13 protein-coding genes are annotated in these 12,936 nt (G+C 46.8%); 5 read left to right on the forward strand and 8 right to left on the reverse strand.

From position 1 onward, the window contains the following. Positions 1–13 precede the first annotated feature (13 nt). From QNI08_RS01225 to QNI08_RS01240, 4 genes are all read right to left on the reverse strand, one after another. A complete protein-coding gene (locus QNI08_RS01225) occupies positions 14–1,339 on the reverse strand; it encodes a (Fe-S)-binding protein (RefSeq protein WP_285765609.1) in 1,326 nt (441 codons plus the stop codon). Continuing rightward, complete coding sequence (glcD, locus tag QNI08_RS01230) at positions 1,336–2,748, reverse strand: glycolate oxidase subunit GlcD (protein ID WP_285765610.1); 1,413 nt, start codon at positions 2,746–2,748, stop codon at positions 1,336–1,338. The genes QNI08_RS01225 and glcD overlap by 4 nt, the downstream gene beginning before the upstream one ends. Before the next feature lie 120 nt (positions 2,749–2,868). Continuing rightward, on the reverse strand, positions 2,869–3,984 hold the full coding sequence (locus tag QNI08_RS01235; RefSeq protein ID WP_285765611.1) for a PucR family transcriptional regulator: 1,116 nt from the start codon (positions 3,982–3,984) through the stop codon (positions 2,869–2,871). Between the two features lie 65 nt (positions 3,985–4,049). Next, positions 4,050–5,741, reverse strand: coding sequence for an L-lactate permease (locus QNI08_RS01240; RefSeq protein WP_285765612.1), 1,692 nt, complete (start codon positions 5,739–5,741; stop codon positions 4,050–4,052). Between the two features lie 252 nt (positions 5,742–5,993). Here QNI08_RS01240 and QNI08_RS01245 point away from each other — a divergent pair, with 252 nt between their 5' ends. The 4 genes from QNI08_RS01245 to QNI08_RS01260 all read left to right on the forward strand — a co-directional run bounded on the left by QNI08_RS01245 (position 5,994) and on the right by QNI08_RS01260 (position 9,767). Continuing rightward, complete coding sequence (locus QNI08_RS01245; RefSeq protein ID WP_285765613.1) at positions 5,994–6,731, forward strand: FadR/GntR family transcriptional regulator; 738 nt, start codon at positions 5,994–5,996, stop codon at positions 6,729–6,731. Between the two features lie 167 nt (positions 6,732–6,898). Next, positions 6,899–7,615 carry a (Fe-S)-binding protein gene (locus tag QNI08_RS01250; RefSeq protein ID WP_285765614.1) on the forward strand — a complete coding sequence of 239 codons (717 nt, stop codon included), beginning with the start codon at positions 6,899–6,901 and terminating at the stop codon, positions 7,613–7,615. A gap of 23 nt (positions 7,616–7,638) precedes the next feature. Next, positions 7,639–9,069, forward strand: a complete 1,431-nt coding sequence (locus tag QNI08_RS01255) for a LutB/LldF family L-lactate oxidation iron-sulfur protein (protein ID WP_285765615.1) — start codon at positions 7,639–7,641, stop codon at positions 9,067–9,069. Then, positions 9,063–9,767 carry a LutC/YkgG family protein gene (locus QNI08_RS01260; RefSeq protein ID WP_285765869.1) on the forward strand — a complete coding sequence of 235 codons (705 nt, stop codon included), beginning with the start codon at positions 9,063–9,065 and terminating at the stop codon, positions 9,765–9,767. The genes QNI08_RS01255 and QNI08_RS01260 overlap by 7 nt, the downstream gene beginning before the upstream one ends. Before the next feature lie 59 nt (positions 9,768–9,826). On the opposite strand, the gene QNI08_RS01265 is transcribed toward QNI08_RS01260, so the two are convergent. Further along, complete coding sequence (locus tag QNI08_RS01265) at positions 9,827–10,912, reverse strand: M42 family metallopeptidase (protein WP_285765616.1); 1,086 nt, start codon at positions 10,910–10,912, stop codon at positions 9,827–9,829. A 64-nt stretch (positions 10,913–10,976) separates the two neighbouring features. Continuing rightward, positions 10,977–11,465 (reverse strand): dUTP diphosphatase, encoded by a 489-nt coding sequence (locus QNI08_RS01270; RefSeq protein WP_285765617.1) that lies wholly within the window; start codon positions 11,463–11,465, stop codon positions 10,977–10,979. A gap of 109 nt (positions 11,466–11,574) precedes the next feature. Between QNI08_RS01270 and QNI08_RS01275 the strand changes: the two genes are divergently transcribed. Beyond that, the gene (locus tag QNI08_RS01275; protein ID WP_285765618.1) at positions 11,575–11,958 is read left to right on the forward strand and encodes a sigma-w pathway protein ysdB; all 384 of its coding nucleotides are present in this window, start codon (positions 11,575–11,577) and stop codon (positions 11,956–11,958) included. A 51-nt stretch (positions 11,959–12,009) separates the two neighbouring features. Here the strand turns inward: QNI08_RS01275 and QNI08_RS01280 are convergent, their stop codons facing one another. Continuing rightward, positions 12,010–12,579 carry a TVP38/TMEM64 family protein gene (locus QNI08_RS01280; RefSeq protein ID WP_285765619.1) on the reverse strand — a complete coding sequence of 190 codons (570 nt, stop codon included), beginning with the start codon at positions 12,577–12,579 and terminating at the stop codon, positions 12,010–12,012. 60 nt (positions 12,580–12,639) lie between these two features. Next, on the reverse strand, positions 12,640–12,915 hold the full coding sequence (locus tag QNI08_RS01285; protein WP_285765620.1) for a DUF1294 domain-containing protein: 276 nt from the start codon (positions 12,913–12,915) through the stop codon (positions 12,640–12,642). Positions 12,916–12,936: the final 21 nt, after the last annotated feature.

Below are 12,936 nucleotides of genomic sequence, written 5' to 3' on the forward strand. Positions count from 1 at the left end.
CCATTTTCTTCTATTATAAAGCTGCAGCTTCCACGAGAAGGTCGACGATATGTACGGCTTTCGTGTCATTCCCCATTTTTTCCCGCTCGATACCCAGCTGCATTTGCAGCAAACAGCCAGGGTTCGCCGTAACAACAACATTCGCCTGCGTCGATTTGGTATGCTTCATTTTCGAATCAAGAATCTTCATGGACATTTCAGATTCCACAATATTATAAATTCCGGCCGAGCCGCAGCAGCGATCCGCATCCTTCATTTCCCTGAAATCGATTCCTTCTATCGCCTGAAGAAGAATACGCGGAGCACTGGCTGTATTCATCACATTGCGTAAGTGACAGGAATCCTGGAATGTTACGGTTTGGGCTGGTAATTTCAGGCGAGTTTTTTCATGAAAGCGAAGTTCAACAAGAATTTCGCTAATGTCCTTCAGCTTACTTTTGAAGCAGATTGCCCGTTCATGCCAAGTCGGTTCATCTTGGAGCAAATGGTCGTAATCAATGAGAAAAGCCCCACAACCGCCTGCATTCGTGATGATATAATCGATCCCCTCTGCCTCAAACGCTTCGATATTCCGCTTTGCAAGTTGCTTGGCCCCTTCTTTTTCGCCACTGTGCCCATGAAGCGCACCGCAGCAAGCCTGGGATTTCGGAATCACGATTTCACATCCTGCTCGCTGAAGCAGCTTTAGTGTTGCCTTGTTCGTTTCGAGGAACATCGTATCCATCAAGCAGCCGGAAAAGAAGGCCACCTTTTTGAGAGCCGGACCTATCGCAGGCAGCCCATCCGGCCTTTTTTTCATTTCAGATTTTGCCGGGACCCTAGGCAGCACCCTTTCCATGGTCGCCAAATGATCGGGCAGCATACTTAGGACCCCTGTTTTCCGGGCGATATATTGCAGGCCGGACCGTTGGTAAAAGCCAAGCAGGCTCGTCATGTTCTGCATTCGCTCCTGATGTGGGAACAATCCGCTAAAAACGGCCTTGCGGATGTTTTTCACAGGAAAACTGTGTTCCTTGTTCTGATGGATGATATCTCTTGCTTCCTCCAGAAGATGTCCATATTTCACACCGGAAGGGCAAACAGGTTCACAAGCCCTGCAGCCAAGGCATAAGCTCAAAGAGCGTTCGACATCTTCATCCGGCTCTATTGCACCGTCCGTCACGGCTTTCATCAGGGCAATTCTCCCCCTGGGCGAGTAGGATTCCTTCATTCCAGATTCAATGTAAGTCGGGCAATGAGGCAGGCAAAAACCACAGCGCATGCAATTCAGCAACTCATCTTCGTTCATTTTTTGGGCGAATTGATTGGCAATCGCTTCTCTTTCCTGAACGGTCGTCATGACGAAACCACCACTCTTTTCCTGCTTTCCTTGGCAAAGACCTTTCCGGGATTCATGATGTTATTGGGATCGAATGCTTGCTTTATCACCCTCATGGCGGCAACCCCTTCCTTCTTAAGCTTCCATTCTAGGTAGGGCGCCTTCATCGCACCCACTCCATGCTCACCGGTGATCGTCCCGCCAAGATCGATGGCTGCGGCAAAAATGTCTGCAAATGCGCGCTCCACACGCTCCATTTCATCATGATCACGAGCGTCCGTAATGCAGGTAGGGTGAAGATTTCCATCCCCTGCATGACCGAATGTACATATGTTCACATCGTGTTCCTTGGCAATTTCATTGATCGCTCGAACCATCTTGGCAATTTCCGAACGGGGAACGGTGGCGTCTTCCAAAATGGTCGTCGGCTTCAAGCGTGCCAGTGCAGAGAGGGCGGTACGTCTTGCCGTTTTCAGCGCAGCTGCATCCGCCTCTGTTTCGGCAATTTCCACGGAAACCGCCTTTTCTTCCAGACAGATATCCGCCATCCTTTTCATATCACGTTCCACCACTTCAGGAGGGCCATCCTGTTCAATCAGCAGGACCGCTTCCACATCGGTAGGCAGCCCGATCTTCGCAAAATCCTCCACGACAGCCAAAGTCGGCCGATCAAGAAATTCAAGGGTGACCGGAATGATTTTATTGGCAATGATTTTAGCCACGGACTGGGCTGCAGCATCCAAATCCTGATACAAGGCCAGCATCGTTTTTGTCCTCTCCGGCATGGGAATCAGCTTTAAGATCGCTTGCGTAACGATTCCTAACGTCCCTTCGGAGCCGACCATCAGCTTCGTTAAATCGTAACCGGCTACATCTTTGGCAAGCTTGCCTCCCGTTTGGATGATGTCCCCATTCGGAAGGACCACCTCGAGCCCGATGACATAATCGCGCGTGACTCCATATTTCAACCCCCGCAACCCACCTGAGTTTTCATTAATGTTGCCTCCGATCGTGGAGATTTTCATCGAACTTGGATCCGGAGGATAAAACAATCCCTTCGCCTCAACTGCTGTGATCAAGTCCAATGTGATCAGACCGGGCTGCACCGTCGCCGTTAAGTTTTCCTCATCGACCTCCAGCAAAGCATTCATCCGATTGAATAATAGAACAAGCCCGCCCTCCATCGGACAGGTGCCGCCGCTCAAATTCGTACCAGAGCCGCGTGGAACGATGGGAACCTTGTACTCGTTGCAAATCTTGATGATTTCAGATACTTCGGCTGTACAGCCAGGTTTAATGACCGCATCCGGCATCGCTTGATAGCCTGGTGTCGCATCATATGAATGGACCAGGCACTCCACTTTGGAATCCTCGTAGTTTTCCGAGCCAACGATGGAAAGGAGTAACTGCTTGACTTGCTTGGTTATCATGTATGTATTTCCCCCTCATATTCACAATCACATTAATCGCTTTGCTATGATTTAAGTATAAGGAAAAAACAGCTCCTCCTTCCATGTATGAACATACAGATTTTAACGATTCATTCACAATTAATTTGTACGTTCATCCAATACTCTCAGAGCTAGATAGAGTGTGACCAAATCTGCTAGCTTCCTTGGATTCAGTTCGGTCATATCTTCAATTCGCTTGAGTCTGTAATGGAGTGTATTGATATGTATATGAAGGGCTTCAGCGGTGTCCTTCACGGACAAATCACAGGCGAAGTACACGGAAAGGGTTTTAAGCAGCTCCTCATTCGAAATCAAATCCTCTATCGTCCTTGTTATATATTCCTGTCTTGTTTCACGGGTAACCTCATCTAGCAGGACTTCAAGCTTTAAGTCCACATCAAATACAATGGTTGCTGTTGGCAACGCAATATTCAACGAGCGCTCCGCATGGAAGAAAGCCTTTCTGAAAGCGGCACCAGACATACCTGAGCTAACCCCGGCACACACTTTATAACCAGAGCTATCTTCGAGCTTCCTTTGCAGTTTACGTAATTTCATTAATTGCAGGTCCTTTGAACCAAACATATTGGCTGGCGAAAGAAGGACGAACTGATTTCGCCCCCATCGGACGGCGATGTCCGACGGACGCTGCTGCCTTACGTATATCTGAAGCGCCCTCCAGACATGCGGCTCGATGACTTTTTCCGTCTTGAACTCACCAAGAGTGATGACCCTGTCTACATGGACATCAATTCCAAGCATCTTTGCCTTTTGCAGGAATGGCTCATTGAATGTTTCCAGCTGGTGCCATTCAAAAACGAAGAATTCCATCAGTCGTGATTGGGATTCCTCCTGCTCGAGGTGGTAGCTTTCCTGAATGAACAGCTCCGTCATCTTTTTCAATAGTTCTGCATAGGGGGAAACAAGTTTGGGATCGCCGGTGATCCCAATTACGCAAACGGCTTCCTGATTAAAAAAAATCGGCAGGTTAATTCCTGCCTTCACGCCTTTCCAACTTCGTTCATCCTGTTTATTTATGATCAATTTCTCGCGGTTTTTAAAAGCGTGTATCGCCCCTTCATGATAGGAGCCAATCCGGCTGTCATCAGTACTGGCGATGATCGTGCCTGCATGATCGATGATGATGATTTCCTCATCAATCAGTTTCCGGACCTCATGCACCAATTTTTCAGCCACGGCTGACAATTGCATCATCCTTCCTCCTTTTCTATTTGGCTATGGAATATGTGCTAGGCCTGCATGGAAGAGCCTCTAGCTACTTATGGTATCATCCAGGAAAAGACGCCATTTTGCAAGAAGGTGATCACACAAACGAGCAGCAATAGAAATAAACTATGTTTGACCGTGAACCTCAATAACTCCGATTCCTTGCCGGCCAGTCCAACAGCGGCACAAGCAATCGCGATCGATTGAGGAGAAATCATCTTCCCCGTCACCCCTCCGGAAGAGTTCGCTGCAAGCGCAAGTACCGGTTCCATCCCCACCTTAAGCGCCGTCACCTTTTGAAGACTGCCAAATAAGAGATTCGCTGATGTATCCGAGCCGGTTATGAAGACACCGAGCCAGCCGAGGACCGGTGCGAAGAACGGAAACAAATCCCCTGACTTCGCAAGGGTCATCCCTAAAGTTGTCGACATGCCCGAAGCATTCGTAACATAGGCAAAGGCGACTACGGATGAAATCATCAGGATTGGCTTTGCCAACTCGCCCATCGCCTCGGCGAAGGTGCTGAAAAACTCTTTTGCCGGCATATGGACGAGGAACTTCGTCACGATGGCAGCCAGTAAAATCGCTGTACCCGCCGCACCGAGCAGCTCCAATTTAAAGAATGCCGCTATCGGCAGGCCGTTGCCTCCAATAATTTCATTATGGAGGCCCGGCACTTCCAATTGGAAGGTAACCAGTTTACCGATTTCATTGATTATCCCGAGCAGAAAGCCATTGCCTTCATAATGGCCTGAGAGCGCCGGCTTTATCGGATTCAGCCCCCAAATGGTGATGAAAAGGGTCAAAAGCAGGAATGGCGACCACGCGTGGAATATTTGCCCTTTCGTGTACACAGGTTCCTTTCTGGACAAATCGATCAACGGTTCGGCAGCCGCAGCCGTTTCCTCGGATGCAAAGCGAAAGATCGTTTTAGGCTTCCAGAATTTAAGAAAAATCGCTAATGCAAAAAGTGACACCAACGCAGAAAGTATATCCGGCAACTCAGGTCCAAGGAAATTCGAGCTTACGTACTGAGTGATAGCAAAGGAAAAACCCGAAACCAAAATGGCAGGCAATACCTCCAGCGACCTTTTCCATCCAGCCATGATCAAAATCAGATACAGCGGAATGAAGGCAGAAAGGAATGGCAGCTGCCGGCCGACCATTTTTGATATCTCCATCGCAGCTATGCCTGTTGGTCCTTCCATGGCGATGATCGGAATGCCGACGGCCCCGAAGGCCACCGGTGCGGTATTTGCAATCAAACAAATTCCTGCGGCATATAGCGGATTAAAGCCTAGACCAACTAAAAGGGCTGCGGAAATCGCCACGGGTGCACCAAATCCAGCAGCCCCTTCCAAAAAAGCACCGAAGGAAAATGCGACCAATAATGCTTGAAGGCGGCGGTCTTCGGTAAGTGAAAGGACTGAAGAACGAATAATATCGAATTGTCCGCTTTTCACCGTCATTTTATAAAGAAATACGGAGGTAATGATGATCCAGCCGATTGGCAGAATTCCGTAGACCGCCCCTTGTGAAGCGGACATCAATGCCTTTTCTGGAGGCATCCCATAGAAAGCTATAGCTACTGTCAGTGCTACAAATAACGTCGTTAGCCCAGCCAAATAGCCCTTCATCCGTTTGATGGCAAGAGCCCAGAAAAAATAAAGAATGGGGATGAGTGCAACAAGGGAAGATAAAACTAAATCATCAGTGATTGGGGTAAAGTTTTGTGTCCATGTCATTCATTTCGACTCCATTTACGTTAAATTTTTTAAAATTTCTGAAATCAAGCACAAGATGAAAACCCTTACAAATCGAATCAATCGAAGTCATCAGATGACTAGATGAGTATTCATTTAAATTAAATGATTAATAATATAAAATCAAGATTTTTTTATTTTTGATTGGATTTTAATCCTCCCATGAGGGTGAAAGAACATTTGTGTTATATACTATTAACTAGAGAAACTCATAGAAAATAGAGGTGCTACTACTTGGTATACAAAAAAATAAAACCGAAAAAAATTTATGAAGTCGTCAGCGATGAACTTTATGAAATGATTCGGTCTGGTGCCCTGAAGCCAGGTGAACAATTGGATTCCATCCAGCAGCTTGCAGAAAATTTCCAGGTCGGCCGCCCTGCCATCCGTGAAGCACTTAGTGCATTAAGCTCAATGGGACTCATCGAAATCAAGCAAGGGGAAGGCACATTCGTGAAAACCTTCGACCCTGCCATCATGAATCATCCCTTGACTGCTGCGCTTTTGATGGATCAAGATAATATCAAGCATTTGCTCGAGGTTCGAAAAATCCTTGAGTCTGGTATGGCAGAAGTTGCTGCCAAGAAACGAACGAAGGAAAACCTTACCGAACTGAAGGAAAGGCTTTCCCATATGAAAAACGTCTCTGACGATGAAGAGTTGAGTGATAAAGCCGATATCTCCTTCCATGTTGCCGTGGCGAATGCTTCCCAAAATGAGCTGCTGATTTCCTTGATGAACCACGTGTCAGAATTAATGACGGAAAAAATGCGTGATATCCGCAGGTTTGCCTTATATTCCGAGGAAATGACGCTCAATCAGCTTTATGAGCAGCATGCCCGGATTTACGAGGCCATCGCCGACCAAGATGAAACCGGAGCACGCAATGCCATGCTGTTTCATCTGCAAAGTGTCGAGGAATCATTGGATGTGGTGCTGCAAAAAAAACAACAAAGGAATCCCGGAACCTGACTCAATTTTTAAAAATTCCCCTATACAAACAGAAATAAAATTGATATATTATTTTGAAAACGATTACTTGGTATATAAATATTGGAAATTGGTATTCACCATTTCCTTTTTCTATATTTCAGTCATCAGATGACCTGTTATCTTATTTTGAAAAGGAGGAATTCAGATTGAAAGTTACTCTCTTTGCAACATGCTTAGTTGATCTGTTTCAGTCCAATGTCGGTAAAGCTACGGTGGAGTTGCTAGAAAGACTGGGTTGTGAGATTGATTTCCCCGAATCCCAGATATGCTGCGGGCAGCCAGCCTATAATAGCGGGTATACGAAAGATTCGAAGGAAGCTATGAAAAAGATGATTAACACGTTTGCAGACGCTGAATATATCGTTACCCCTTCCGGTTCCTGTGCAGCGATGTTCAAGGAATATCCTGCTCTCTTTCAAGGCGAGGATGAGTGGGAAAAGAAGGCTGTCTCATTAGCCAACAAAACCTATGAATTAACCCAATTCATCGTCGATGTCCTGAAAGTGACCGACGTTGGGGCAACTTTTAAAGGAACGGCAACCTATCATACTTCATGCCACATGACTAGGCTGCTTAAAGTCAAGGAGGCGCCGGGGATTTTATTAAGCCATGTTAAGGGGCTAGAAATGACCCCTCTTCCCGATGCCCAAAACTGCTGCGGGTTCGGCGGCACGTTTTCAGTTAAGATGGGCGATATTTCCGGACAAATGGTGGAGGAGAAGGTCTGCCATATTCAAGACACCGGGGCCGATTTTTTGATTGGCGGGGATGCAGGATGTTTGATGAATATCGGCGGACGCATCCGAAGGAAAGGAGAACCGATTCAAGTGCTTCATATTGCCGAAGTGCTGAATAGTATTTAAAAAAAGCTGGGAGGGAAAAAAAGATGGCTATGAAAACAAGCTCAGCCAAATTTAAAGAACGGGTGGATGAGGGACTACATAATGATTTTATGCGCTTGGCTGTATCGAGTGCCCAGGAACGATTGCACGGACGGAGACTGACAGCGGTTGATGAATTGGGCAGTTGGGAGGAATGGCGGTCACTTGGGCAAGAGATTCGGCAGCATGTTCTCGCCAACCTTGACTTCTATTTGCATCAGCTTGCTGAAAATGTTTCAAAACGGGGCGGTCATGTCTTTTTCGCCGAAACCGCCGAAGAAGCGAGCGGTTACATCAAGGACGTCATAGTAGGCAAGAAAGCCAAGAAAATCGTGAAATCCAAATCGATGGTAACGGAAGAGATCAATTTAAATGCTTCCCTTGAAGCAATTGGCCTCGAAGTCGTCGAAACGGATCTAGGCGAATACATTTTACAGGTGGATGATCATGATCCCCCTTCCCATATCGTCGCACCTGCCCTTCATAAGAACAAAGAACAGATTAGAGATGTTTTCAAAGAAAAGCTGGCCTATACCCAAACCGAAAAACCGGAAGAACTTACCGCCCATGTCCGAGGCATTTTGCGAAAGGATTTCTTGAGCGCCGATGTAGGGATTACGGGCTGTAATTTTGCAATAGCGGAAACCGGTTCAATTGGATTAGTTACGAATGAAGGAAATGCCGATTTGGTCACTGCCCTGCCCAAAACGCAAATTACCGTGATGGGAATGGAGCGGCTTGTCCCCACCTTCGATGAATTTGAGGTCCTTGTCAGTCTCTTGACAAGGAGCGCCGTCGGTCAACGATTGACCAGCTATATCACTGCACTTACCGGTCCTCGGGACGAAGGTGATGTCGACGGCCCGGAGGAATTCCATCTGGTGATCGTCGATAATGGACGTTCCTCCATTTTAGGTACCGAGTTCCAATCCGTCCTGCAATGCATCCGCTGTGCTGCCTGCATTAATGTATGCCCGGTTTATCGCCAGGTTGGCGGCCATTCCTATGGTTCCATTTATCCGGGACCAATCGGGGCCGTACTATCCCCCTTGCTCGGTGGATATGATGATTTCAAGGAGCTTCCATATGCGTCGACCCTCTGTGCAGCCTGCACGGATGCCTGTCCGGTTAAGATTCCGCTGCATGATTTACTAAGAAAGCATCGTGAAGTTATTGTGGAAAAGGAAAAAATGGCTCCATTTTCAGAAAAGATGGCCATGAAGGCATTCGGGCTCGGCGCAGCCTCCCCCATGCTCTATAAGTTCGGTTCCAAAATGGTCCCTGCAGCCATGTCGCCTTTCAAAACAGGAGATAGCATCTCGAAAGGGCCTGGTCCGTTGAAAACGTGGACAGAGAGCCGCGAGTTTCCGGCGCCAGGTAAAGAGAGCTTTCGGGACTGGTTCAAAAATCGCGAAAAGGGAGGAAATCCATCATGAAGGGAACCATCCATAATGAAGAGAGATTTTTAAAAAACATTTCCAAAAATCTCGGAAGGCCCACTATGACAGAAGGCATTTCACTGCCTGTATGGAAGAACGCTCCCCAAAAAGAGATTTTGAAAAAGAAGACCCCACATGATCTTGTCGAGGAATTAGAGGAACAGTGCAAACGGGTACATACCGCGTTTCACCTGACCGATTCAAAGCAAGTGGGGCATCTTTTAAAACAGGTGATCGAGCAGCTTGGGGGCGGTCCCTTGGTCATTCCGGACGACACCCGGTTTTCAGAGTACAAAATGAATGATTTATTATTGGAAGAAGGAGCTTTTGTATGGGATCACCAAGCAGGCAGAAAAAACATCGAGAAAGCGGAGCGTGCAAATATCGGCATCACATTCAGTGAAATGACACTGGCAGAATCTGCCACCGTCGTCCTGTTCAGCAGCAAGGATCATGGCCGCTCCATCAGCTTCCTTCCCTCCTGCCATGTTTCGATCATTCCCAAAAGCACGATCATTCCGCGAATGACACAGGCTGCAGCTGCCATCCGTTCAAAAGTCGCCCAGGGTGAGATTGTTCCTTCCTGCATTAATTTCATAACCGGACCAAGCAATTCGGCCGATATCGAAATGGATCTTGTCGTTGGCGTCCACGGGCCCATCAAGGCGGTCTATATCGTCGTCGAAGATAAGTAGATGTTAGCCAAAAAATGGAGGGGACCTTTTCAGGTTCCCTCCATCACTATTTTACAAGATTAGTCATAGATGATTCGATTTACGGCTTCACGGTCCAAGCGTTTGATGACTTCGACAATGAGCTTGACGGCATTTTCGTAATCATCTCTGTGCAGCATGGCTGCATGTGAATGAATGTAGCGTGTTGCAATCGTGATCGCGAGTGCAGGCACTCCATTCGCCGTCAAGTGGATGGAGCCGGCATCCGTCCCGCCGCCTGGAATCGATTCATATTGATAAGGGATATTCAACTCATCGGCCGTGTCGGTGACGAAATCACGTAAGCCCTTATGTGCCACCATCGATGCATCATAGATGACGATTTGCGGGCCATCCCCCATTTTACTCATCGCTTCTTTATCCGTTATTCCCGGTGTATCACCAGCAATGCCGACATCGACGGCAAAACCGATATCAGGCTGGATCTTGAATGTCGATGTTTTCGAGCCGCGCAGTCCCACTTCCTCCTGTACCGCACCTATTCCGTAGACGACATTGGGATGTTCGCTATCTTTCAGCTGTTTAAGTACATCGATGGCGATGGCGCAGCCAATGCGATTATCCCAAGCTTTGGCAAGCAGCAGCTTTTCATTATTCATGACCGTGAACTCGAAATATGGCACGACCATGTCACCTGGCTTGACGCCCCATTCTTTCACTTCCGCCTTGCTTGATGCCCCAATATCAATGAACATGTCCTTGATATCGATCGGCTTTTTCCTTGCCTCCGCTGACAGGATATGCGGCGGCTTCGAACCGATGATGCCTGTTACATCGCCTTTACCCGTGACGATTGTCACGCGTTGGGCAAGCATCACCTGTGACCACCAGCCTCCTACCGGCTGAAAGCGCAAAAATCCTTTATCATCAATTTGGGTGATCATGAAACCGACTTCGTCCATGTGTCCAGTGACGACGATCTTCGGACCGTTAGCGTCTCCCGTTTTCATGGCAATCAAGCTTCCTAAGCCGTCAGTGGTCATTTCATCCGCATAGGGTGTTATGTATTCAGCCATCACTTTTCTTACTTCACTTTCATTGCCTGCAATGCCTTTAGCATCCGTTAAGTCCCGCAGCATCCGCAGCGTTTCATCCAATTGAGCCATCCGACTACCCCCCTGTTACTTACAGTACAAGAATAATTATACAAAAAATAAGTCGCATAAACAATCAGTAGCCCTGCTTTTGCCGTTCGTAATTCACTTCATTTTTACTGACGTATGCCTGTTCCACATCCGCTGCGGAAAATCCGAGCATTTCCCCTAAATATAAATACTCCGTAAAAACCTTTTGAAACGACGGCTCGTCCAGCTTGGTACGAAATTCACCGATATAGCCATATATCGCAATGAATTGAGCCGTAAGATCGTTACCGTGCTTCTTCAAGGCCGCCGGGATTTCCGGGACAAAACCAATTTCGATCCCGAGGGACAAAATGAAATGGATGCCATCCACGTATTCTGCCAAAATCGTCTCTTTTCCGGCAGGTCCTTTAAGACTCCAGAATTTAAAGCATCTCGTTTCATTGGCTAGCTCCCCAAGCTCCACCAAAAGGGCGAGAATCTTCCGTTCCACCAAGTTTTCAGCACCCAAATCATGCTTGGCTTGAATATGCTCATCTAAAGCTGCCTGCATATCCAATAATTTATTGATGTTCATGTTCATCACTACTTTCTATCATCATCCATTAAATTATAACAAATAAATGAAACTTATTAAAAACCTATACGTAAAAGTAAAGAATCACTCTGTTTAGGGAGGTAGCTCCATGGTATTGATCATGCGGTTCATTCTTTTAGCTTTCATCATCTTTCTTATATACACAGTCATCAAATACCTATTGAACCCGAAAAGGAAGTTAGAGCTGGCACATGAACAGAAAAAGTACTTTCTTCTCGACGATACGGCCAATATCCGCAAGAATTTCCTGCTGACCTACAACGGGGTCATGTTCGAAGGGGAAAAGTATTTAGGAACGACGGACCGATCCTTCGAGGTCATATCGATTTTCATCTGGCCAAAAACGGTAGCAGGATTGAAAGGCTTGAAGCGAAATGACTTCTCGAAAATTGAGACAGCGATAAAAAAACACTATCCCGATGCGGTCATCGATTGGAAAAGTCCGGTTAAGGAATTTTTAAAGAAAGAATGACAGAGCACACTAAAAGAGCCTTGAGTGTCGTGACTCCAAGGCCCTTTTCGTCTATTCATGCGATCGGAAGAATTCCTTCCAGGGAACGACGGTCTGCTTCTCCCTCAATAAATAGAGCAAGACGGTTAAGGATAATAAGATGATGACGATCAGCGTAGGGCTGAAATCCGCAATATAGTGGCCAAAGACGGTATAAACGAAGGCAACGGGGATATTGGTCATGAAGGATAGGTAAAAATAATTTTTCAATCCTTTATTGGATTCCAATAAGCAAAGCGACAACAAATAGAAATGGATGAACGGGATGAGCCGAAGAACGGCTATTTGCCGGCTATTCAGCTTTCGATTTCCGAATAGCTTATTCTTGAGCCGCAGCAGCTTATCCTTCGTTTTCGGAAATTTGCCTATTACGAAGTAAAAGACCATGCTCGAGAGTGTCAAGCCGATTATCGAATAAATGGTGCCAAAGGCTGCCCCGAATAATACGCCGCCTGATATGCAGACGACTATGACGGGAATGAACAAAAATTGCCGCAATAAGTGGAACGCGATAAAAATCAATGGTGCAAACACACTGCCGGATTGGACGTAGCTCATCACAAGTGTCAGTTTATCATTCATGTTCTCCCTCCAGCTGCTTCTTGCTGCTTCTACAAGCATATACATTATACGGGCTACATATTACCATTGAATGAATATCTTAATCAATAAGGCTAGCTGAAGGACCATCAAGATAGGCAGGCCCCGCTTAAAAGCGGCATGCTTCGTCTTATGGCGAAAATGCTTCATCCCCAAAAAGGCACCTGTCCCTCCGCCGATGACGGCCCAAACCCATAGCGTCTTTTCACTGATCCGGTATTCCCGGGCACGCGCTTTCCTTTTGTCGATTCCCATTAGCGCAAACCCGATGATGTTCGTGATGATGATATACATGATGATGATCCATGCTTCCTGCATTCCGTTTACCTCCTCTCGCTA

It is taken from the genome of Peribacillus folii, assembly GCF_030271255.1.
In the GTDB taxonomy this organism is placed as follows: domain Bacteria; phylum Bacillota; class Bacilli; order Bacillales; family DSM-1321; genus Peribacillus.

Coding starts and splice junctions, on each gene's coding strand:
- QNI08_RS01225 (WP_285765609.1), bottom strand. CDS start 1,339: ATGACGACCGTTCAGGAAAGAGAAGCGATTGCCAATCAATTCGCCCAA.
- glcD (WP_285765610.1), bottom strand. CDS start 2,748: ATGATAACCAAGCAAGTCAAGCAGTTACTCCTTTCCATCGTTGGCTCG.
- QNI08_RS01235 (WP_285765611.1), bottom strand. CDS start 3,984: ATGATGCAATTGTCAGCCGTGGCTGAAAAATTGGTGCATGAGGTCCGG.
- QNI08_RS01240 (WP_285765612.1), bottom strand. CDS start 5,741: ATGACATGGACACAAAACTTTACCCCAATCACTGATGATTTAGTTTTA.
- QNI08_RS01255 (WP_285765615.1), top strand. CDS start 7,639: ATGGCTATGAAAACAAGCTCAGCCAAATTTAAAGAACGGGTGGATGAG.
- QNI08_RS01265 (WP_285765616.1), bottom strand. CDS start 10,912: ATGGCTCAATTGGATGAAACGCTGCGGATGCTGCGGGACTTAACGGAT.
- QNI08_RS01270 (WP_285765617.1), bottom strand. CDS start 11,465: ATGAACATCAATAAATTATTGGATATGCAGGCAGCTTTAGATGAGCAT.
- QNI08_RS01275 (WP_285765618.1), top strand. CDS start 11,575: ATGGTATTGATCATGCGGTTCATTCTTTTAGCTTTCATCATCTTTCTT.
- QNI08_RS01280 (WP_285765619.1), bottom strand. CDS start 12,579: ATGAATGATAAACTGACACTTGTGATGAGCTACGTCCAATCCGGCAGT.
- QNI08_RS01285 (WP_285765620.1), bottom strand. CDS start 12,915: ATGCAGGAAGCATGGATCATCATCATGTATATCATCATCACGAACATC.